This window comes from Longimonas haloalkaliphila (assembly GCF_055379825.1).
Genome location: NZ_AP043948.1, coordinates 3,512,303 through 3,535,043, shown reverse-complemented (window position 1 = coordinate 3,535,043; position 22,741 = coordinate 3,512,303). Strand labels below are relative to the sequence as shown.

The 22,741-nt window shown below is 60.7% G+C and carries 14 protein-coding genes; 9 read left to right on the top strand and 5 right to left on the bottom strand.

Going from position 1 to position 22,741, the window contains the following annotated elements; genetic code table 11:
* Positions 1–84: 84 nt before the first annotated feature.
* The 3 genes from ACZ48V_RS13815 (at position 85) to ACZ48V_RS13805 (ending at position 3,108) form a co-directional block, all read left to right on the top strand.
* Positions 85–1,200, top strand: a complete 1,116-nt coding sequence (locus ACZ48V_RS13815) for a PorV/PorQ family protein (protein WP_464540040.1) — start codon at positions 85–87, stop codon at positions 1,198–1,200.
* A 209-nt stretch (positions 1,201–1,409) separates the two neighbouring features.
* Positions 1,410–2,522, top strand: coding sequence for a 3-phosphoserine/phosphohydroxythreonine transaminase (gene serC / locus ACZ48V_RS13810; protein ID WP_464540038.1), 1,113 nt, complete (start codon positions 1,410–1,412; stop codon positions 2,520–2,522).
* Entirely contained in the window at positions 2,515–3,108 is a 594-nt protein-coding gene (locus tag ACZ48V_RS13805) for a DJ-1/PfpI family protein (RefSeq protein WP_464540036.1), read from the top strand. Before serC ends, ACZ48V_RS13805 begins: the two co-directional genes overlap by 8 nt.
* Before the next feature lie 21 nt (positions 3,109–3,129).
* Here the strand turns inward: ACZ48V_RS13805 and ACZ48V_RS13800 are convergent, their stop codons facing one another.
* Positions 3,130–4,665, bottom strand: a complete 1,536-nt coding sequence (locus ACZ48V_RS13800; protein ID WP_464540034.1) for a hypothetical protein — start codon at positions 4,663–4,665, stop codon at positions 3,130–3,132.
* Between the two features lie 546 nt (positions 4,666–5,211).
* Between ACZ48V_RS13800 and ACZ48V_RS13795 the strand changes: the two genes are divergently transcribed.
* From ACZ48V_RS13795 to ACZ48V_RS13775, 5 genes are all read left to right on the top strand, one after another.
* Complete coding sequence (locus ACZ48V_RS13795) at positions 5,212–5,895, top strand: TetR/AcrR family transcriptional regulator (RefSeq protein ID WP_464540032.1); 684 nt, start codon at positions 5,212–5,214, stop codon at positions 5,893–5,895.
* A 97-nt stretch (positions 5,896–5,992) separates the two neighbouring features.
* Positions 5,993–7,672 (top strand): TolC family protein, encoded by a 1,680-nt coding sequence (locus ACZ48V_RS13790; protein WP_464540031.1) that lies wholly within the window; start codon positions 5,993–5,995, stop codon positions 7,670–7,672.
* A gap of 94 nt (positions 7,673–7,766) precedes the next feature.
* Complete coding sequence (locus ACZ48V_RS13785; protein ID WP_464540029.1) at positions 7,767–8,918, top strand: efflux RND transporter periplasmic adaptor subunit; 1,152 nt, start codon at positions 7,767–7,769, stop codon at positions 8,916–8,918.
* A 66-nt stretch (positions 8,919–8,984) separates the two neighbouring features.
* Entirely contained in the window at positions 8,985–12,818 is a 3,834-nt protein-coding gene (locus ACZ48V_RS13780; protein WP_464540027.1) for an efflux RND transporter permease subunit, read from the top strand.
* 189 nt (positions 12,819–13,007) lie between these two features.
* Positions 13,008–14,384 (top strand): YfcC family protein, encoded by a 1,377-nt coding sequence (locus tag ACZ48V_RS13775; RefSeq protein WP_464540025.1) that lies wholly within the window; start codon positions 13,008–13,010, stop codon positions 14,382–14,384.
* 130 nt (positions 14,385–14,514) lie between these two features.
* On the opposite strand, the gene ACZ48V_RS13770 is transcribed toward ACZ48V_RS13775, so the two are convergent.
* The 4 genes from ACZ48V_RS13770 to ACZ48V_RS13755 all read right to left on the bottom strand — a co-directional run bounded on the left by ACZ48V_RS13770 (position 14,515) and on the right by ACZ48V_RS13755 (position 21,766).
* The gene (locus tag ACZ48V_RS13770; RefSeq protein ID WP_464540023.1) at positions 14,515–17,289 is read right to left on the bottom strand and encodes a carboxypeptidase-like regulatory domain-containing protein; all 2,775 of its coding nucleotides are present in this window, start codon (positions 17,287–17,289) and stop codon (positions 14,515–14,517) included.
* 113 nt (positions 17,290–17,402) lie between these two features.
* On the bottom strand, positions 17,403–18,509 hold the full coding sequence (locus tag ACZ48V_RS13765) for a FecR family protein (protein ID WP_464540021.1): 1,107 nt from the start codon (positions 18,507–18,509) through the stop codon (positions 17,403–17,405).
* 96 nt (positions 18,510–18,605) lie between these two features.
* Positions 18,606–19,295, bottom strand: coding sequence for an RNA polymerase sigma factor (locus tag ACZ48V_RS13760; RefSeq protein ID WP_464540019.1), 690 nt, complete (start codon positions 19,293–19,295; stop codon positions 18,606–18,608).
* A 290-nt stretch (positions 19,296–19,585) separates the two neighbouring features.
* The gene (locus ACZ48V_RS13755; RefSeq protein ID WP_464540017.1) at positions 19,586–21,766 is read right to left on the bottom strand and encodes a fasciclin domain-containing protein; all 2,181 of its coding nucleotides are present in this window, start codon (positions 21,764–21,766) and stop codon (positions 19,586–19,588) included.
* Positions 21,767–22,189: 423 nt separating this feature from the next.
* Between ACZ48V_RS13755 and dut the strand changes: the two genes are divergently transcribed.
* A complete protein-coding gene (gene dut, locus ACZ48V_RS13750) occupies positions 22,190–22,648 on the top strand; it encodes a dUTP diphosphatase (RefSeq protein WP_464540015.1) in 459 nt (152 codons plus the stop codon).
* Positions 22,649–22,741: the final 93 nt, after the last annotated feature.

The following is a 22,741-nucleotide window of genomic DNA, read 5'->3' as shown; positions in this document are numbered from 1 at the left end:
GGATCTTCGCTATGTGTGTAACAAAGCGGTTCGGTTTGCATTGGATTCACGATCGTATTTCAACTTGTTAAGCCGGTAGATACTGTGGGTCGAATCGGGGTATGGCTCTGTGCGCTGCTGTTCGCATGGGGAAGCATCGGAGGGGGCGCAGTGGATGCGCAGCGGATCGCCAAGTACGGCGCCGACTTTCTGGCCGGCGGGGTGGATGCGCGGGCACTTGGCATGGGCGGGGCCTACGTGGCACACGCCGATGAAGTCAGCGCAGGCTACTGGAATCCGGCCGGGCTGAGCCATCTTACGCATCCGGAGATCTCGTACATGCATGTGGAGCGCTTTGCGGGGGCTGTGTCGTTTGACTATGGAGCCGGAGCGTTTCCGATTAGCGAGCGCTCGTCGCTCGGGCTGTCGCTCTTCCGAAGCGGCGTCAACGATATTGTGAACACGCTTAACGCCTGGGATCCGGTGCTAAATCAGCCGCGCCCAAACTACGAGAGCCTCATCACCACCTTTTCGGCGGCGGACTGGGCGCTGTTCGTAAGCTACAGCCGGGCGCTCGATGAGGCGTGGTCGGTGGGAGTCAACTTCAAAGGCATCCGCCGCACCATTGGTGACTTTGCGGATGCGTGGGGCTACAGCATCGACGCAGGGGCGCAGTGGCGCTCCGATCGCTACCGCCTCGGCGTAACGGTGCAAGACCTGTCCACGATGCTGCAGAGCTGGAGCATCAACGAGGCTGCATTTGCGCTTGATGCGCACGACGACGAGAATCTGACGTTCAGTGAAGTGTTCGGGCAGGATCTGCCCACGGGCGGCACGGCGCTGGTGCTTCCGGTGGTGCGTCTCGGCTCCGGTGCGGTATGGCCGGTCGGACGGCATGCCGTTACGCTCGGGTTCGATACCGACATCGCGTTCGACGGGCAGCAGGCGTTTGTGCCAAACATCGGCGACGTGTCGTTTCATCCGCGTCTGGGCGGGGCCTTCTCATATGCCGGCGTCGCGGAGCTGCGCGCAGGCATCAGCCGGGTGCAGGTGGGCGAGGACATCGGGCTCGATATTACGCCATCGGTCGGCGCGGGGCTGACCCTCAACCAGGTGGCTATCGACTTTAGCTTTGGCGACTTTGCCGGGCTCACGGCGCAGGACCTGGGCTACTCCTACCGCATCTCGGCCCGCGTCCGGTTCGAACCACCGGGAGAGTAGGGACGAGTAGAAGAATCGAGGGATGGGAGGATGGATGAGTAACAGCTCCTGGGTTTGTTGTATGCAGCTCTATTTCCTGAAGCGCCGGAGACGTGTGCACTTGACACGTCTTTGACACATCGAGCACGGGGGGTGGCACAATTAACAACCGGGGGCGGTACAGCAAAGCAGTGTGTTATTTCCACTCATCTGCTTGACCTCCAAACACTATGGCTGCCTCCCCGAACCCTCTGTCCCCTGAAGTAGGAACCGATCGGCTGTATAACTTCTCGGCTGGACCCGGCACCCTGCCCACGTCTGTGCTGCAGGAAGTACGCGAGGAGCTGCCGGTATATCGCAACGTGGGCGCATCCATCATGGAGATTAGCCATCGCTCTGCTGCCTACGACGCGGTCGAGGAAGGCGCACGCCAGCACCTGCGTCGCCTGTTGGGGCTGGGCGATGACTGGCACATTCTCTTTCTGCAGGGCGGGGCGTCGATGCAATTCCATCAGGTGCCACTGAACTTCCTGCCCGAAGACGGCGTGGCCGACTACGTGCTAACCGGACGCTGGTCGGTGAAGGCGCTGCGTGAAGCGAAACGCATCGGGGAGGCGCGCACGGTCGCATCCAGCGAAGACGACGGGTTTACGACGATCCCCGACCGCGATACGTGGGACCTCTCGCCCAAGGCGGCCTATCTGCATATCACGTCGAACAATACCGTACACGGCACGCAGTTTTCAGGGGATCCGCAGGCGGAGGTGCCTATTGTGACCGATGCTTCCAGCGAGATCCTGAGCCGCCCGATGGATCTGGAGCCGTATGGGCTTATCTATGCCGGCGCGCAGAAGAACATGGGGCCGGCGGGAGTTACGCTGGTGCTGGTGCACGACGCGTTCCTACAGCAGCGGAAAGACCACCTGCCTACGATGCTCGACTACGGTACGCACGCCGAGCGCCGCTTCAACACGCCTCCGGTCTTTCCGATCTATGTCGTCGAGAAAGTGTTGCGGTGGCTCCTCGACCAGGGAGGCGTTGAGGCGATGCAGACGCTGAACCAGCAGAAGGCGTCGATGCTTTATGAGCGTGTTGATCGCACGGACTTCTACGAAGGCATTGTGGCTCCCGAAGCACGCTCAACGATGAATGCGGTCTTTACCCTGCATGATGAAGAGCTGGAGCCGCTGTTCCTGCAAAACGCAGCCAAAGCCGGACTGGTCAACCTGAAGGGGCACCGGTCGGTTGGAGGGCTACGAGCGTCGATGTACAACGCCCTTCCGGTCGAAGCCGTAGAGGCGCTCGTAGACTTTATGGACGATTTTGAGCGTACGCATGGATGAGGCCGAGCCTTCCGTTGAGCGAATACACCTTCTTGGATTTCCAGCGGTTGAGGAGCTCGACCTGGTTGGGCCATATGAGTGTCTGAACGTGTGGCATCAGGAAGCAGACGGGGTGCCGTGCCAGGTGGTGGCCGTGGAGCCGAGTTCGTTTCTTGGAGCGCACGGGCTACGCATCAGTCCGCACATGGCCCTTGCGGATGCGCCCGTCCCCGATCTGTTCATCGTGCCTGGCGGCGACGGCAGCCGTGCAGCGGCACAAAGCGAAGTCGTGCTGGAGCGGGTTCGAGCCTGCCTGGACGCCGGAGGCCTCGTGGCGTCGGTCTGCACGGGCGTGCGCATCTTGCACGCAGCCGGGGTGCTAACCGGACGCACCGTATCTACGCATCGGCTCGCGCACGACGAGGTGCGCAGCTGGAAAAACGTACAGCTCTCCCACAAACGCGTAACCCGCGACGGTCCGGTATGGACCGCCGCGGGCGTGGCGTCGGGGCTCGATCTGGCGCTGGCGCTCATTGAAGCGCTCGGTGGGCAGGATGCGCGTGCTGCCGTGGCACGCTACGTCGAGTATCCCCCGCAGTCGCTGTAGTCCCAGCGTAGTGAATCAGTGTCAGATGCCGCCGAACAAGCGCACATTGGTCTTGAGCTCGATACCGCCCAGGAGGCTCCAGTCGGTTAGTCCCGGACGTGTTTCGAAGGTGGTCTGGTGATACTGTCCCAGAAGCACGGGGCCTATTTCGAGCGAAGACACGCCGAGCTCGAAGTGGTAGCGCAGGGCCAGTCGCGTCATGCCGCTGGTGTTAGCACTTCCCGAGTCGGTAATGAATCCCCAGCTGCGGTCGCCGCGCACCCACAGGTCGGCCACAAGCGGCGCTGAGCCGAGGTCGAACGGACGCACCCAATTGGCCAGGGCACCGATGCCCAGCTGGCGAGTGTCGTCGGTACGCGTTTCGAAGATAGCGGGCTGATCCCGAAAGTACGTGGGGCCGGCGAGAATCCGATACGAGCCGTGTGCGCCTTCCACATCGAGGCCCATGAGCATCCGCAAGCGCTGGTCGCTCTTGCTCATGTTCTGCTGCTGGAACGGGGAGTCCTCAAGCACAGCATCAGCCATGATAAGAAACCCGTTCCGGTTTCCGATGCGCGTGGCGGCTTGCAGTCCGTACGGCACGTCGTGGTGATTCTGGTCGTTGAGGCCCAGGGTTGGCTGTGTGGCAGCCAGAAGACCAATCTGCAGCCAGAGGTCATCGCTGGTATGCCAGCGCATCTGTGTTTGGATGTCGCCGCGAATACGCTGTGCCCGGTAATCCTGATTTTGGTTGCGTGGGAGCGTGGCCCGGTTTGGCCCGGCGGTAAACCCGACGCGGGTGATCCACTCCATGCGTGCCGAGCGCGGACGGTCGCGATAGACGAACTGCTGGCGGGTTATGGGCGGGAGCGATCGGTCGAGCGAGACCGGTTGGAACATGGTCATCGAACGGGGAGCGAGGCGCGCAATGGGGGCCTCCTTGCGGATCGTGAGGTAGAACCGGACGCGCTCTCCACCCGGGGCTGTGCTCTGCAGCACACCCTGCACGGTTCGCGTGAGCGGAAGCTCCATGCGAGGGCGGTCGTCTTCGCCGTATGCGAGTTCGGTGCTTGCAAAGATGTCACCGGGCATCTCGCTGGCGTTCACCTGAGCCAGCACGCGCGTATCTGAGGCATGGTACCAGTCGTACACATCGATTACGGTCTGCTCTCCCGGAATTTCTTCAATCGAGGTGGTGCCGGTGGGGTAAGCCACGTCATAGAAATCGTCGTCGGGGGGACGCACGATGAACCGGGCCGACCGCTCACCGCGCAGTACAGACTCGGGAATGATCACTTCTACAATCTCGCTGTCGCGCGTGAGTGTGGCATGTTGCAGGTTTGCATCGAACCCACCCCGTGAATCTCGAAACGTAATTGAACCAGGCTCGCGTGGACCCCGGGGGATACGAATGATGCCGAGGCTGTCGGGCTCAGAAAGACCCTCCTGATACCACAGGCTGGGGGGCTGCACGACATCGGTTCCGCGCTGGATGTGGACGCGCACATCTTGCACAGAGGGCGCAACCGTACGAGGCGTCTGTGCCTGTGCTGTGTCCGGCGCAAGCGTTAACGCCATGCCGAGTACACCGAATAGCAGCACCAATGGGAGATAGCGTGCGTGCGGTCGTAGGCGAGCGAAGGAAAGGGGCTGGCGTTGTAAGCCAGAACGAATGTACGAAGGAAAGAGCGTGTTCATAGCAAAAGTACCTTGGGGGGAATAGAAGGCGAGGCGCATTAAGGAGCGCGTGCAACAGGCACGGCACCATTCACCGCGATCTACCTTCATGATACGTATTGTATGACCGCACGCTGTACGACCTTGACGCATCCCGTACCGACTAATGCACACAGCTACGCACAACGTTGGGAGAACGCCCCGTTCGCCGCAGGCGACAGTCTATGCGCCAAAAGAGACATGATACAGTGTCATTTGGAGCTTTGGGCTGGGGCAGGGGCGCTACGTCACCACGCTTCCTACTACGCAACGCGCCCGAGAGTGCAACTATCTAACCATTTCATGCTTGATTGGCGGTTCGTTCATCAAACCTGCTCAACTATTGTGTTAAGAAGTGACTTACCATTCACAAGATGACTTTCAAGTCACATACCGAACAAGACGTCAATGGCATCCGATACTGATTCTTCACTGTCGCGCCGCGAGCGTGAGCGCCAGATGCGCCGCGAGGCCATGCTGCGGGCAGCCGAGGTGGTTTTTGCACAGAAGGGATACACCCACGCTACGCTCGACGAGATTGCAGAGCGTGCTGAATTTGGGAAGGGCACCCTCTACAACTACTTCGAGGGCGGCAAAGAAGAAATTCTGTTTGCTGTGCTCGACACGGTCTACGACGAGATCCACGACCTGGTCACGTCGAGCTTTGCCGGAGCCTGCCATGAGCGTTCGCTGCGTACGTGTTATCACGACATGGCCACACGTGCCATCACGTTCTACCAGGAGCGTGAGGATCTCTTCGTGATCCTCATCAAAGAAGCCTATCGGATGTGCTTTAGCCACGACGATGAGAAGGTCGCGTACTTTCAACGACAGCGAGCACGCATTGTGGATGCACTGCTCCCGGCGCTTGAGCAGGCAGTAGACCAGGGGGCAATCCGTGATCTGCCATTGTACTCGGTAGCGCATATGCTCATCGAAAATGTAGATAGCCTCATCGTGCATCGGGCGGTGACCAACCATCATGCACCGTCTTCTGCGTGCGAACACGACACGATCTTGCAGGAGCCTGAGCAAGCCGCCGATTTTCTAACGGCGATGCTGTTCGACGGCATTGCCATCCGTGACGCATGATCTGCGATACCACCGCTGCGCCTCAGAACAGGTTCTTAGTATGGTAGCGCGGCGTCTTCTGCACAACGGTTCTCTTACTGCATTCTCTCAACGTTTCATGACCTCCTCTTCGAATCTACCTGGAACTGCTGTTGCATGCATCGCTGCGCTGATATGGGGAGCTGCTGTCGTGCCTGTATGGGGGCAGTCTGCGAGTGCCCAGCAAGACGCCTTACAGGATGTCGCTCAGGACCCCTCCGTGGAAGTGGCACCAGCGCCCGACCGCGACGACGAGGTGCCCGCCATGCTCTCGCTGGATGAAGCCGTGCAGATTGCACTGGTCAACAACTATACCCTTCGCAGTACACGTCTCGACGCTGACGAGGCAGAGCTTCAGGTGCGCGAGGCCTGGGGGGAGGTTTTTCCGAGCGTGACGCTGAACAGCAATTACACGCGCAATGTGCGATCCCCCAATCCGTTTGCGGGAAGCGAAGCGGGGGGGCTGTTTCAGTCGCTCGGGTTCCTGGACTGGCTCTCGTTCAACGAGCGCGCTCGCACCGATGGCGACCCGACAACCGAGCCGCTCTCGTTTCCCGAGTTCGAGGAACTGCAGCGTCAGGGACTGCGCGATGCCGGGATTACGCCCGACGACAGCGGCAACCCGTTTGCCGTTCCCAATCAGTTTGAAGCGGGGGTCACCATCTCACAAGTGCTCTTTAGCTCCTCTGCGTTCTCGGCGATCCGGGGCGCTTCGCGGCTGCGCGAGATCAATGAGCGCGGCACCGACCGGCAAGAGCAGCTGCTGATCGATGAGGTGCGCGAAGCTTACTACCAGGCAGTGCTGGCTGCGGAGAGCGCCCGTGTTACGCGGCAGAGCGTAGAGCGCGCTGAGCAGACGCTGCGCGATGCCGAGCGATCCGTTGAACAGGGCACGGCCCCCAAGTTCGACCGCTTGAGCGCCGAGGTGCAGGTCTCGAACCTGCGTGCCGAGCTCACCAATGCCGAGAACCAGGCCGAGCTGGCAGTGAACGCGCTGAAGAACACAATGGGCATCCCCATCGATACGCGTATTGTTCTTACGGATGATCTCGACGCGCCGCCTGAGCCAGAGATCATCGGTACGCTCACCATCGCGCAGGCGGTAGAGGAGGCCACGCGGCATCGCCCAGATCTGGAGCAGGCCCGCATCGCCGTAGAGCTGCGCGAGATCGACCGCAACATCACGCGTGGGGGGCTGCTCCCTACCGTGAGTGCATTTGCGAGCGCAAACTACATCGGGGCGGTGCCCGACAACCGTACAACAACCATCTCAGATCCTGCCGATCCGTTTGCCTTCGAGCAGGAAACGCGGGGCTTTTTCGACGACGCGTACTGGGACCCGGCGGTGAACGTCGGCATCCGCTTTAGCTGGAATATCTTTGACGGCAATCAGACGCGCCGTCAGGTGCAGCAGCGCTCCATTGCGGTGGAGCAGGCTCGTATAGAGCGGGAGCAGGCTCGTGAAGGTGTCAAGCTGGAGGTAGAGCAGGCGCTCCGCACCCTGCGCGCTGCGCAAGACCGCCTCCAGAGCCAGACGGAGAACGTAGACCGGGCCGATCTCAATTACGAGTTTGCGCAGCAGCGTCTTCGTGAAGGAGTGGCCCGGCCCATCGAAGAACGAGAGGCGTCGCAGCAGCTTGACCAGGCGCGCCTCAACCGGCTGCAGGCGGCCTTTGATTACGTGCGTGCGCTCAGCGCGCTTGAAACGGCGATCGGGCGTCCTATACGTGCAACGCCTGATGCGACATTCCAATTTTAACTGCTAAAGGGCCGATTCTGGCTCTGCGTTCGCTACGCCTGCCCCCTGCTTACAGCACTGTGACTCTACCATGCCACTACTTTATCTGCTAACCATGCCAAGAAGACTACCGCTTTTCGCGCTGCTTGCCGCGCTCGTTCTATGGACCGGCTGCACCGGCGACGATCTGATCGAGCCCGAAGATCAGGGCGTGCCGGTCGATGTGCTCGAAACCGAGCTGCAGACGTTTCGCGATCGCCTTGATCTTACAGGGACGCTTGACACCGACGACGATGCCACCCTCTCGGCCCAGGCGGCAGGCACACTGCAGTCGCGCCAGGCACTGGGCACGACGGTGGGAGCCGGTGCGGTTGTGGCGCGCATCGACCCGACCCAGGCGCGTACAGCGGTTCGACAGGCCGAAGCGCAGCTGCGCACCGCCCGCTCCGCATATGAACTTGCACAGGACAACTTTAATCGCCAAGAGCCGCTCTACCGCGACTCGGTGATCAGCGCGATTGAGTTCGAGAACGTACGCTCGCAGCTCGACCAGGCCGAAGCGCAGGTTGACCAGGCGGAGGCCGCGGTCGAACAGGCGCAAGATCAGCTCAACAACACGACGGTACGCGCGCCCTTTGCCGGCACTGTCGAACAGCACTTTGCCAAAACCGGTGAACAGCTCTCGCCCGGCATGCCTGTGCTTCGTATGGTAAGCACCGAACGGATGTACCTACAGGTTGGCGTTCCAGAGCGCTACATCAACGACATCGATCCCGATGCATCGGTTGACGTGCGTTTTCGGGCTCTTGGCGATGCTGTGCTGCAGGGTAGCATCCGTTTTGTAGGGCGCACTGTCGACGCACGCAGCCGCACGTTCAACGTAGAGGTGGAGCTTACAAATGGCGATCGGCAGCTGCATCCGGACATGGTAGGCCGTGTGCTCATGCCGCGCCAGCAGCTCGATGATGTGGTTGTGGTGCCGCGCCGGGCCATTGAGCGCGACGAAGACGGGTACCGTATGTATGTGGTGGTGGATGCGGACAGCGACGAACCCCGTATCGAAAGCCGCCTTATCCGCATGGGGCCCACCTCGCAAGGGCGCACGGCAGTTCTTGACGGCCTTTCCGCTGGCGAGTTGGTCGTCGTTACGGGCCAGAGCAACGTAGCGGAGGGCGACCGCCCCCGTATCATGCAGCGGCATGCCTCGCTCGACGACGCCATGCTCGACCCTGCGTCCACGCGCCGACCGGTGGCCGACACCCGGTAAGATACCCCCCCAACACGCTCAACGGAGCTTTCCGGCGTTCTTTCTGCGCTTTAATACACTGCTTTCATGCATATCAGCGATCTTTCCGTCTCCTTCCGCACCGCTGTCATGGTGCTCGTCGTGATTATCGTAGCGGGTGGGCTTACCAGCTACCTCACGATCCCGAAAGAGGCCAATCCCGACATCGAAATTCCGATCATCACCGTACAGACCATCTACCCGGGTGCGAGTCCGGCCGATGTTGAGCCGCTTGTTACCCAGACCATTGAGCGCGAGATACAGGGGCTGGAGGGCATCGACGAGATCCGGTCAGTGTCGGCTGAGGGCTTCTCAATCGTCTTTGTTGAATTCCTGCCGGGCACGTCAACAACCGATGCGTACCAGCGGGTGCGCGACGAGGTCGACCGCGCTCGCAACGACCTGCCCAGCGATGCCGAAGACCCAATCGTAGACGAGATCGACCTGTCGGACTTCCCGATTATGACGATCAACCTGGGCGCTGACTATCCGATTGCGCGACTGCAGCGAGTTGCCGAAAACCTGCAGGATGAGCTGGAGGCTGTGCCCGGCGTGCTTGAGGTAGATCTGATCGGTGATATCGAGCGCGAGGTGCGCGTCAACGTAGACCTGAACGCGCTTCATGGCTACAACCTCACGTACAACGACATCGTGTCGGCCATTCAGCGCGAGAACGTAAACGTGCCGGGCGGGTCGATCGATGTAGACCGTCTGAACTACCTCGTGCGCATAGATGGCGAGATCGACGAGCCGCGCGAGATCGAGGACTTCGTGATCACTGCCCCCGACGAAACGCCGGTCTACATCCGCGACGTAGCCGATGTGGACTTTAGTTTTAAAGACCGCGAATCATTTGCACGGCTGCGACAGGTTCAGATCGAACAGCCTGACGAATCGTATCGCGTTAACGAAGCCTGGGAAGACAGCGACCAGGTGATCAGCCTTGAGGTGAAGCAGCAGGCCGGCGAAAACATTCTTGAAACGGTCGACGGCGTGGTCGATGCGCTCGAAGGGTTCGCGTTTCCCAGCGGCACCACCTGGGTGATTACAGGCGATGAGAGCGAGAACGTACGCGACCTGATCTCTGATCTGGAGAACAACATCATTAGCGGACTGATCTTCGTCGTTCTGGTATTGCTGTTCTTTCTGGGTGTGCGCAACGCTACCCTGGTCGCCATTGCGGTACCGCTCTCCATGTTCGTCTCGTTTATGGTGCTTCAGGTTATGGGCGTTACCCTGAACTTCATTGTGCTCTTTACGCTGATCGTGGCTCTCGGCATCCTGGTCGACAATGCGATTGTGATCGTAGAGAATATCTACCGGCTCATGGATGAGGAAGAGATGGGGCCGATTGAGGCGGCCCGGCAGGGCGCAGCCGAGTTTGCAGGTTCTATTACCGTTGCTACGCTCACTACCTCGCTCACCTTTGCGCCGCTGCTGTTCTGGCCCGGCATCATCGGCGAGTTCATGGGCTTTCTGCCGCTTACACTTATTATCTCGCTACTGGCCTCGCTCTTCGTAGCGGTGTTCATCAGCCCAGCCACGATGGCTATCTTCGGGCGTGCCGATACCACGCCGAAGGGGCCGGGCCTGTCTCGTACCGGGTGGTACCTGGTGCTGGGGGGCGTCGCCCTGGGCGCTCTTACGCTGGCGCTGGCCAGCTGGCAGACGCTGCTGGTGCTCGCCATTGCAATACCGATAGCGTATGGCATCTTCATATATGCCTTCCAGCCCATCTCGGAGCGCTTCATGGAGCAGTTGCTTCCCCGCCTGCTCGACGAGCACCGTACGCTGCTAACATGGACCATGCAGCGCAACTACAACGCGCCGCGTGCTCACCTCAAAAATATGCTGGCCCTGGGTAGCCTCTCGGCTGGAGCGCTGCTTGCCATAGTCGGCGGCATCGTTGCCGGACTCACTGCCGGCGCTGACCTCTCTGTGCCGATTACAGAAGAAGCCCGTCTTTCTGTTGCGGGGCTGATCTTGTTCGTCCCGGCAACGGTGCTCATGCTGGTGGGCGTGCTCGGCGTGGTTGTGCACTCCGTGTTCGGGGTGATGCGGGGCGGGATGCTCTCTGTGCGGGCCGGACTCGGGCTCGCCGCCCTGTTTGCGCTGCTAATGGGACTTACCACGCTGGTGCAGCGTCCGGTGCCGCCTGCAGCGTTTGTTGCCGTACTCGGGCTGCCACTGGTCATTGCTGCACTCGGAGCGCTCGGTGCTGTGCTTCCGGCACCCCGGCTGCTGTCCGATAACCGCGCTGTTATGCTCAATGGATTTATGGGTACCGCATTTGCGATCTTCGCTGTATTCGCACTCGCGAACCCCGGCGGCGAGTTCTTCCCTGAGACCGATCCGAACCAGGTGCGTGTGGTGATGGAGGCGCCACTGGGTACCAACGTATACGCCAGCGAGGCCACTACGCGGCAGGCCGAAGAAACGCTCGTTCAGCTGCTCAACGAAGACGAGCGGGTCTTCGCCAATACCGAAACGATGCTGACCAATGTGGGCGTATCCGGCGGTGGCGAGTTTGGCGGCGGGCAGCCGCGGTCCGAGCTCTCACGTATCACGTTTAACCTGCGCGACTACGCCAACCGTGCCGAGTCGAGCCGGCAGACCCTGGCCCGGGTGCGCCAGGCCATCGCCGGTACGTTGCCCGACATTATCCTCGATATCCAGCGCGACGACATTGGACCGCCAACGGGGCCGCCAGTGAACATCGAGATCTCGGGGCCCGACTTCGACACAATCGCCGAGCTTTCGAACGAGGTGCAGCGCCTGCTCGCCCAGGGCGTAAGCGAAGGCACGCTCAGCGGACTCGTAGATATTCAGGACAATCTGGAACTGGCACGTCCGGAGCGGAGCATCGTGGTCGATCGCCAAGAGGCGGCGCGCTACGGACTCAGCACCGGGCAGATCGGTGAGACGGTGCGTACCGCTATCAACGGGATTGAGTCGAGCATCTATCGCGAAGACGAAGACGACTACGACATTACGGTCCGGCTTGCCCCTGAAGACCGCGCCAGTCTCGAAAGCCTGGAGAACCTGCGCATCATGTCGCCAACCACAGGCGATATGATTCCGCTGGCCAACGTGGCCGACTTTGCCGATGGCGAAGGGCTTGGCTCTATCACGCGGCTGAACCTGAACCGCGTGGCGGTGATCGAAGGACAGAATGCGCCAGGCTACTCCGGACAAGAGGTGCTGGCGCGCGTACAGGATTACCTGGCCGATTTCCGTGCTGAGGAGCTTCCGGAGGGCTACACCATGCAGTACACCGGCGAGCAGGAAGACCAGGACGAGGCCTTCGGGTTCTTGGTGCTGGCGTTGGCGGCCGGCACCATGCTCATCTTCCTCGTAACCGTTGCCAAGTTTAACTCTCTCTCGGCACCTATCATCGTGCTCCTCGCCATTGGGCTCAGTCAGGTGGGTGTGGTCTTTACGCTGGTGCTTAGCCAGACGCCGTTTAGCCTGATGGTCTTCATCGGGATTATCAGCCTGTTTGGTATTCTGGTGAACAACAACATCGTGCTGCTCGATTACATCCAGCAGCTACGCAACCAGGGGCTCAGCGACCAGGACTCCATTATCAAGGGCGGCGTAGACCGGCTGCGGCCGGTGCTGCTTACCGCGATGACGACGATTCTGGCGCTCATCCCGCTCACGTTCGGACTGAACGTTGACTTCGTGGGACTGCTGTCTGAGCTGGATCCGGCCTTCCAGCTGGGTTCAGAGAACACGCAGTTCTGGGGGCCCATGGGCACATCCATTATCGGCGGGCTGATTTTTGCGCTCTTCCTTACGCTGGTCATTGTGCCAACGATCTACTCCACGTTCGAGTCGCTCGGGCGCTGGATGGGGAGCCAGGTGCAGTCGACCTCGTAGCCGTTCGGTCCGTAGCTCTTTGGTCCGTAGCCGTTCGGGGCGTGGGATGCGGGGCGACCCGGCATTACGCGGGTGACTTCCGAGCGAAAGGCGAAGGGGGCGCGTACAGGTAGTTTCTCTTCTGGATGCGAACCGTTATCTTGGCGGCGATCGCATGTTCTCGAAGCCCTCTGACCCCCCGTATCCCTTATGAACTTTAAGATGCCGCACACACTGGCGCTCCTGTTCTTCCTGATGGTGGGCGCGCTGGCCCTTACCTGGGTCATTCCGCAGGGCGCGTTTGATACGGAACTGGTGGACGGGCGCGAGGTGGTGGTGCCAGGGACGTTTGAGGTGGCCGAGGAGGCGGAGACGCTGACGCCGGTCGACCTGTTTACAGCGATCCCGCAGGCGTTTGCCGATTCGCAGAACATCATTTTCTTTCTGTTTATCATCGGCGGCGTGCTGGCGGTCATTCGCAAGACCGGGACGATCGACGCGCTGCTGGGGCGACTGCTGGATGCGCTGGGGGGAAGCCCGGGTACGCTCATCTTCGTCACGATCTTTGTGTTCGCGCTTACGTCGAGCATCATGGGGGCGTCGGCGGAGTACATTCCGTTTGTGCTGATTCTGGCGGCGCTCTGCCGCACGATGAAGATGGATACGATGACGGCGGTGGGGATTATCGTAGCCGGATATGGCATCGGGTACGGCGCGGCGGCGTTTAACCAGTACACGGTGGTGGTGGCGCAGGGCGTAGCCGACTTGGATACATATTCGGGCTGGCAAGTGCGCATGGCGTTGCTTCTGCCGTTCGTGCTGGTGGGCACGCACCATGTCTACCGGTATGCCCGCGAGGTGCAACTCGACCCTTCGCGTAGCCTCGTGGCCGACCTGGATATGCCCGTTGAAGATGAGGTGCGTTCCGATAGCTACCCGTCGCTGCAGTGGACGCACATCGCTATTATGCTGTCGTTCCTGGGGGCGCTGGGTACGGCTGTGTTGGGCATCGCAAAGCTGGGCTGGTACCTGACGGAGCTGGGAGCCGCGTTTCTGATTCTGGGGGTGGTTGCGGCAGCGATCGGCCGCATTGGGCCGAGTGTAATGGCGAAAGAGTTTGTGGTGGGTGCGAAGGAGCTCACCGAAACTGCTTTACTGGTTGGGGTAGCGCGTGGCATCGCGCTTATTATGGAGGAAGGGGAGATCTTGCATACGATCGTGCATGGGCTTTCGGTACCGCTGGAGGTGGTGGGCCCTGAAGTGGCCGGCGTGGGCATGATGCTCATGCAGACCGTCTTGAACCTGTTTGTGCCGTCGGGAAGCGGACAAGCGTTTGTGACGATGCCGCTGCTGGCGCCGCTGAGCGATATTTTGGGGATGTCGCGCCAGATCGCCGTGCAGGCGTTTCTCTATGGCGATGGCTTTGCAAACATGATTGTGCCAACGAATGCGGTGCTGATGGGCATTCTGGGGATGGCGGGCATTCCATACGACCGGTGGTTTCGGTTCTGCATGCCGCTCGTGCTGAAGCTGATAGCTCTGGCGGCGGTGTGTATGGTGGGGATGGTGATGCTGGGCTTTTCTTAAGGCGAAAAGCGTTCGGTGAGCAGGGCTGTCCGGCTGCAGAGATGTGCAGCATCGGCTGCGTGCACTGAGAAGAGCAGGGCGCCTTCCGATGGCGCAATTGACAGAGCATCAGACGCTTTCGGGATAGTTCTCAGTACCGGAGCCCGACCAGGAAGAAGACGTTGCGTCCGGGCAGGGTACGTACGATCGGGGTGTCAACCGAGCCGCCGGGGCGGAGGCTCCAGTCGAAGGCATTGGCTCGGTCGAGCACGTTTACGACGTTGAGCTGCGCTTCTACGGTGAGGCCCGCGATGCGGCGCTCGGCCTGCAGGCCCAGGTCGACGCGCGAAAACGGCGCGAGCTGCTGGCGGCCGGGGCGGGTCAGGTCGGCCCCAATACGCGACTGCGCGGCATAGGTGTGGGTGGTGTAGTCGTAATAGGCACGGCGCAGCGCCCACGAGCGCCCCCAGATGCCCTGCCAGCTGCCGAGAGCATGTAGCCCATCAACGATCTGCACGCTCAGGTCACCTCCAATACGGACCGGCTGCTCCCAGGGCGCCGGTACGAAGCGATCTTCGAAGCGCCCGGCGTAGCGTCGCTGGCTGCGTTCCAGCTCGGCGCGTATGGTTGCATCCACACGGCGGCCCGAGCGCTGCACGCGCAGTGCCGTGCCGTACGCCCGCCCGGCCCCCGACGCCATGAAATCGGACTGCTGACGCGCTGTGGCGGTCTGGGCAGCCCGCACGTCCTGCAAGGGAATGGGATTAACGAGCGTAGCGAAGTCCAGGTGCAGCGTGTTAGGCTGCCACTTGTAGTAGGTTTCCCACTGTATCGACCAGTTCGAAGCCGGTTGGATGCGCAGGTCAGCGGCTGCATGGTAGGCACGAGGCGGAGTGAGCGATCCGTCGATCGGGAGCCAGAAGCGCATGCTGGGGACGGCCGCCATAGGCCCGTCATTGCTGATCTGCGCTTGCGTAACGTACTGCCGGTAGATTCCGCCTGCGAGGCGCGCTGCTATGCCGCCAACGGGACTGGTGCTACGGTCGTAGCGCAGCGCCAGGCGCGGTTCGGCGTATACCATCTGCTGGTCGGAAAGGTATGTAAGCCGGGTGCCAGCGGTAAGCGTCGTGCCCAGTCCAAGCGAGGCCTCGCCTTCGAGATGGCCAGTCAACTTCCAGGTGCGCACGTCGTGACTGATGCCTCCCACAAAGCGGTTGCGCAGGTGCACATGGCCGCGCCAGTAGGCAGAAGCCACAGCGGCACTCAGGCGATAGCGTGGGGAAAGGCTGACTTCGGCGAGAGCTCGGGCGCGCCATTCAGCGATCTCGTTCTCTTCGAGCGCGTGGTCGGATGTACCCGATAGTGGGGGGGCGACCTGTTCGAGTTGACCATCGGGGGGGCTCTCGGAGGGGGGGCTGCGCATCCCGAAGAACGAGTCGGAGCGGTGGCGGCTGCCATACACCTGCACCTGCCCGGAAAGGCGATCGGTGGCGAGCCAGTCGTGGCGGGCCTGCACCATCGTGTTGGTCCAGCCGGTGCGTCCTTGCGCGTCGAAGCGGCGCACACGGTCGCCCTCGGTTAGCAGGCTGCTGGCATCGGTGCGCATCCGGTTGCTGCCGTGGTACGCCGACACGTACAACTGATGAAAAGACGATAACTCCTGCTGTACAGCAGCATGCACATCCGAGAACTGGAGATCGGGAGCCGAGACATGATCTACGAGCTGGCCCATTGCGTCGCCATTGTTGACCCACCAGGTTGCGAGCATCGGGTCAGGGCGCGTCCAGGTCGATAGGCGGTGGCGTAGCGCCGGCGAACGATAGGCATTCCACACGCCGACGCGAGCAGTAGCCATGGCACGTCCGGTGCCGCTGCCCGTCTGATTCCACTGCGTCTCGGTCCGCATGTTTGCGCTTACAGGATCGACCGTGGCCGTGGCGTGGCGGGTCTGTGTGCGCGACAGGTCGTGCTCCGTTGCGATAACGCCTGCGGTGTAGCTGCCGTACCGTGCTGGAAAGCCGGCCTTGTGCACATCGATACGGCGCAAGGCTTGTGGACTGAAAGCAGAGAGCACACCGCCCACTGTGGTAGGCTCGCGGATCGGTACATCATCGAGTAGCATGGCGTGTTCGTTCTGGGCTCCGCCTTGCACGTGGAGGTCGGCCCGCGGCTGACTGAGCGTAACCCCGATTTGCCGGCTGGCACTGTGCATAATGTCGGGCGTGCCGGGAGCCGAAAGCGGACTGAGGTCTTCGCGGGGCATGGCGTTGGTGCCGAGGGCAAACGAAGGCAGACGCTGCTGCAGCCCATCGACCACAACGGGCTGGGAGCGTACAGGCTGCGGGGCCAGCGAGATGCGCACGCTCTTGCGTCCGGCCGGGGGCACCCACACGCTGTCGACAACGGCTTCGTATCCGACATGCGTAACAACGAGCTGGTGCGAGCCGGCGATGACGTCCGGAAAGCTGAATCGCCCCGAAGGGGTAGTAGCCATGCCAGTGGAGGCATCGGCCAGGAGCACATTGGCGTAAGGGAGCGGCGTCCCTGTTTCGCTGTCAACGACAGTGCCGATGAGGCGTCCGGTGGCTTCGGGCGCCTGAAAAGCATTCACGATCAGGTACGTGCCGTCGGAGGTAACCACATAGTCGACGCCGGTGTCACTGAGGAGGCAGTGGAGCAGTTCGCTGGTGGATGCGTTGCGGGCGCGGCAGTACACGCGCCGGTCGCGAACCAGCTCGTTTGAGTAGGCAATATCCTCGTTGGTCATATCCACGAAGCGCTGCAGGGCTTCGTCGAGAGGCACGTCACGTAGCGCCATGGTATAGCGCGGCTCTCCGTCATTGGGGGCTACCTGCTGGGCGAGAACAGGCCCGCTGCTCAGACTGGCAAGCAGCATGATTCCGATCAGTAGACGCAATGAGAGCACAGAAGAGCGGTGTATGAAGGTAGAAGAAGGTGCGGATCAGTCTCCTCGCAGAACGAGCAGTGGCAACAACAGCGGATCTGCAAGACACAGCCACAAATCATACCGGGAATGCGTCACTCAGATTCAGGGCGTGCTGAATCCGGGGCAACGAGTTCGTATCCCTGGCTGAGTGCACGGTATTGCAGACCTTGCACGGCTACGATATCACGCAAGATAGACTCCGGATCGCTTACCTGCCTGTAATGCAGCGTCATGGCATCGGTATCAGACTCAGGAACGCGAAGGTGGATCGGGAGGCCAAACTGAGCTTCTATGGCTCGCAAGATAACGGGCAGCGAGGCATTACGCACTGCAAATCCGCCATCGCGCCAGACTGCTGCTGTTTCGGTGGGTGTGTCTGTGGGGGTAGAGGGACCCGTGTTGGTACCTACAACGCGGCTATACTGTCCGGCCCGATTTAGCACGACGGGGTCGTAGCCCGGAGCTTCGCTGCGGAGCTGTACACGCCCTGAGGTAAGCGTGACCTCGGTGGTTGGGTGGTCCTGGGTCGTGTAGGCTTGTGCGTTGAACGTAGTGCCGAGAACGCCGATACGAGCGTTCGCCGTCTCGATCTGGAAGGGGCGGTCGGCCGGGGCCACAGTGAAAAAGGCCTCCCCACGCAGCGTGACGGTTCGCGTTTCAGCATCGATAAACGGAAGCGTGGAAAACCCACGGGCGTAGGTCAGGCGCGTGGCGCCGTTGAGGTCGACGGTGGATCCATCGGGAAGCGACACGGTGGTTTGCTCGCCAGCCATCGTCTCGATAGCCACCGGGCGGCTCCACCAGAAGACGGCCCCTATCAGAAGACAGGCAGCCAGAAGCGCACCGGCAACCCAGTTCCGGCGAGTCAACCGTTCAGATTGTTTAGAGCGGTTGGGGCGGCGCACTGGAGCGCGACTGGAAGCGCGACGGCCTGAGTGGTCGGGCGATGCAGCAGCGCTGCGGATGTTACCGGGAGCGTCATCAGAGAGGTTGCTGCTCGCATCTGCGTCGACCTGTTGGGCCACCTGTCGCCAGGCCTCCTCAGCCGAAAATGCATCGTCCGTAACGGCATCGGCACGGCCCAGCAGGCGCCAGACCGCAGCGTATTCCGCCCGGTCCTGGGGCGTATCGCTGTCCTGGCTGACTTCGTCGGGCAGCCGGCCGTCCGCATTGTTGGGGGACGAATCATCCGTATCCATAGCCAAAAGAACCTGGCAGGTGAAAAAAAGCGAGGCGTGCCGTTGAGTGCTCCATCAGGAAAGCTCCATCAGGAAAGCTCCATCAGGAAAGCTCCATCAGGAAAGCAAGTCGGGGCGGTGTTCGCGAAGGCGGGTGCGCAGGTGTTCAAGCGCGCGCACAATGTGGTTGTTTACGGTGTTGGGCGAGATCTCCATGATGTCAGCGATGGCTTCATGCGTCATGCCGTCGATACGGCGAAGCGTAAGTGCTTCGCGCTGGCGAGTTGGCAGCTCATCGATCCACCGGTCAAGGAGCGTGCGCAGAAGGTCGGCATCAAGTTCCGCATCGGGCGCAGGCGGGGCGCCTCCAAGTGCACCGGAAGGCACAGCTGTTTCGTGGGTCCGGCGCGTGCGCTCGTCGCGCTGCAGGTTGTAGACGCGGTTGCGCGCCATCTGGAAAACGTATGCAGTGAGCGAGTCAACGTCATCCAGTTCGGTGCGGATAGACCACAGCTTGGTGAAAGTCTCCTGCGTAATGTCGCGGGCTTTCTCATCCGATGCAACCATGCCTCGCACAAATCGGAAGATGCGGGGCGACAGCCGGTGGAAGATGGCTTCAAACGCATCGCGGTTAGAGGCGGAGAGCCGTTCGCATAATGCATCGATCGCTACGGTGTCGGCATCTGTACCAGCGGCATCGCTGCTGGGCCCGTTTGGGTCGTCGGAAGCATCGATGGGGGGGGGGAGTCCGACATCGCGGAGGCAGGCATAGGCAAGAAACGCTACGACGTCTTGGAGGGACGGCATTGGTACGACAGTGATGTCGATCGGTGCCCGGCTGCAAGAGCAGCTTATTTAACGGCGATGCCTATTTCAGAAGGCGATACACAGGGTAGCAAGAGACACGATGCTCTTGCAGTCAGGCACAGGCGGTGCGACAATACAATCCTACGCAACAATACAATTCCAAACACAGCGCGCCGAGCGCCTCCAGCGGAGTACGCCCGGCGCGCATATCTGGCAGCGAATCTACATGGCTATCGCTCTGATAGCATGCTTGATGCGAAAGTGCACTCGAAGTGCACTCGAAGTGCGGGTTACTCAACGCTCAGCGTTCCGCGCATGCTTCCCGCATGGGCTACGCAGTAGTACTCACCAAGCTCGTTAGCAAGCTCCTGCGTGAGCGTAAACGAAAAGCCGCCTTCGCCGTCGGGCACGAGGTTAACGTCGCTGTCGTCGGCAAACGTACCTTCGCCGGCATGTGTGAGCAGATTGGTTCCATTGCCGTCGTCAATAGCAAAGGGATGCGGTCCGCCGTTCACAATGTCGAAGGTATAGCGCGTGCCTACGCCAAGCGTAATTGGCGCGTTGTTTTCATTCAGTTCAACAACGTCTGCGGCGTCAGCGCCGTCTACGGCTGTGGCGAAGTAGGCGCTGGCTCCGTCGTTATCCAGCGTGATTGTGACGGCACTGTCTTCCTCCGCGAAGCTCGGCGGCAGCAGGAGTCCGTCGATCACGTGCAGGATGCCATTCGACGCAAAGTAGTCGAGGTTCGCTACGTCGAGCGTCGCCTGTGGGCCGTTTTCGCCGTCGTTGAACACGACCTGTTCGCCATCAAGCGCGATAGTGAGGGGTTCACCCTGGGCAGTTTCCAGCTCAACCTCGCCGCCCTCTTCGTCAAGCAAGGCGAGCAGGCTGGCGGAGTCGACTGCATCGGCAGCAAACACATGGTACTGCAATACCTCCTGAATCTCTTCTTCTGAGAATCCGCTCAGGTCGGCGGCTTCGAACGTGGCGTTGTTCGGGCCGAAGACGGTCCAGTTTTCAGCATCAACAAACGCTTCGACAAGACCGAAGTCAACAACCGCATTGTAGAGTTCCAGCGTTTCATCGACAAACCAGGCGGTGTTGGCCAGATTTTGGTTGCCAAGCAGCGCGCGGTCGAGCACGTGGATGACGCCGTTTTCGGCTTCGATGTCGGTTTGAATGACCTCGGAGCCTTCGATAAAGACGCCATCGTCGTTAACCACAACGGTGAGCTCTTCGCCGGCCAGCGTTGTTACGGTGTTCTCGCCTTCGTTGAGATCTGATGCTCTGATTTCGGCATCGGGAATCACGTGGTAGCCGAGCACATCACCGATTTCGGGCTGGTTGAGCAGCACATCGGTGTTGATCGGCGCGAAGCCGTCGTTGTTGGGCGCGAAGACGGTAAATGTGGCTTCTTCATTGGCCAATGGGTCAACGAGACCGGCCTCTTCCAGCGCGGCAAGCAGCGTCGAGAAGTCGTCGTTCCGCGACACAACATTAGCGATCGTATTAGCCGGACGCAGATCTTCAGGAAGCAGGATGCCGTCGATCACGTGCAGGATGCCATTCGACGCAAAGTAGTCGAGATTGTTAGCGTCGAGGGTTGCCTGTCCGTCGTTAAACACGACCTGTTCGCCATCAAGCGTAACGTTGATGGCTTCGCCAGTCAGCGTTTCGAGTTCCAGTTCGCCTTCACTTTCCAGCAGGCCGAGCAGGGAAGCAGCGTCGGTTGTTTGGCCGGCAAGTACGTGGTACTGCAGGATCTCTTGGATCTCTTCGCCAGAGAATCCGCTGAGGTCGGCTGCATCAAAGGCCGCGTTGTTCGGGCCAAATACGGTCCATTCCACGTCGCCCGCAAAGGCTTCACCGAGTTCGGCATCAACAACCGCGTTGTACAGGCTGCCCGTTTCGTTTACAAACCAGGCCACGTTAGCCAGATTCTGGTTGCCAAGCAGCGCGCGGTCGAGCACGTGAATGACGCCGTTGCCGGCTTCGATGTCGGTCTGAATGACTTCGGAGCCTTCGATGAAGACACCGCCATCGGTGACTTCAACCGTGAGCTCGTCGCCAGAGAACGTGGTTACGGTGTTTTCGCCTTCGTTGAGATCACCAGCGAAAAGAGCCTCGCCCTCAATCACATGATAGCCAAGCACTGAAGCGAGTGCCTCGTCCTGTCCGAGCAGCACGTCGGTGTTGATGGGCGTGAAGGCGGCTTCGTTGGGCGCGAAGACCGTGAACGTAGCCTCTTCATCGGTGAACGTATCAGCCAGTCCGGCAGTATCCAGCGCAGCGAAGAGGGTTGCAAAGTCGTCGCTATCGCCAACGATCTCTCCGATCGTCTGCTCAGGGTCGGGTTCAGGGGGCTCCGGGGTAACCGGGTCATCGCTATCGCACGCAGTGAGCCCAAGTGTGAGTGCAAAAATGAGAGCCAGCGACAGGAGTCGCGAGCCGCGAATTAGTCTGTGAAGCATGACAAACGGGTACTATGGGAAAAGATGAATCGTGCATGGTGCACGTATCCGATATGATGCTTCCGAATACGCACCCGATAGACACCGCGGCATCCCCCTAATAACCAGTGCCGAATGAAACGAAAACGTTATGGGCACGAAACGAACCTGTTACCTCGCCAGTCAGGCAGCAGAACGGGGCCACGAGTTTACGTGGCAGAGCAGCAAGAAAAGAAGATTTAAGCGGAGGTTGATCGCGCTTCTACGGGACGATCCGTATCTATTACGTGAGACCTGAAGAGACCTGACTGCCTGAATCAAACCGACTACTGTGTGTGCAGCATAGATCGTGTGATGCGTAACGCAGTGCGTGTAGACGATCCGGTAGCAGCTCCCCCTCAGGCGACGCGCTCGCTTTCCCCAAAATGACATACAGACCTGCCGATGCAGACCCGCACCGTTCATCTTGTTCAGATGCCTCACGCAGAAGGCCTACCGCTCCCCGAACATGCCACCGAGCAGAGCGCTGGAGCTGACCTGCGTGCCGCCATTCCCGACGCCAGCCCCATTACGCTTGCTTCGGGAGAGCGAACGCTCGTACCCACCGGTCTCCAGATCGCATTGCCCCCGGATTGCGAGGGGCAGGTGCGTCCACGAAGCGGGCTGGCGGTGCGGCATGGCGTTACGGTGATCAACGCGCCTGGCACCATCGATGCAGATTATCGGGGCGAGGTGAAAGTTGCGCTTGTGAATATAGGGCAGGAGCCATTTACGATAGAGCGGGGGATGCGCATCGCCCAGCTCGTGGTGGCGCGTTACGAGCGTATTGACTGGACGCCTGTTGAAACGCTCGATGCAACCGAACGAGGCAAAGGCGGATTCGGATCAACAGGAACCACATGACCGACAAAAGCTCCACCGTGTTACGGCAAGCACATGTGAGGAGTAAGCACATGTATGGGGGCGCACATGACGCCTGTGTGGGGCATCAGATGA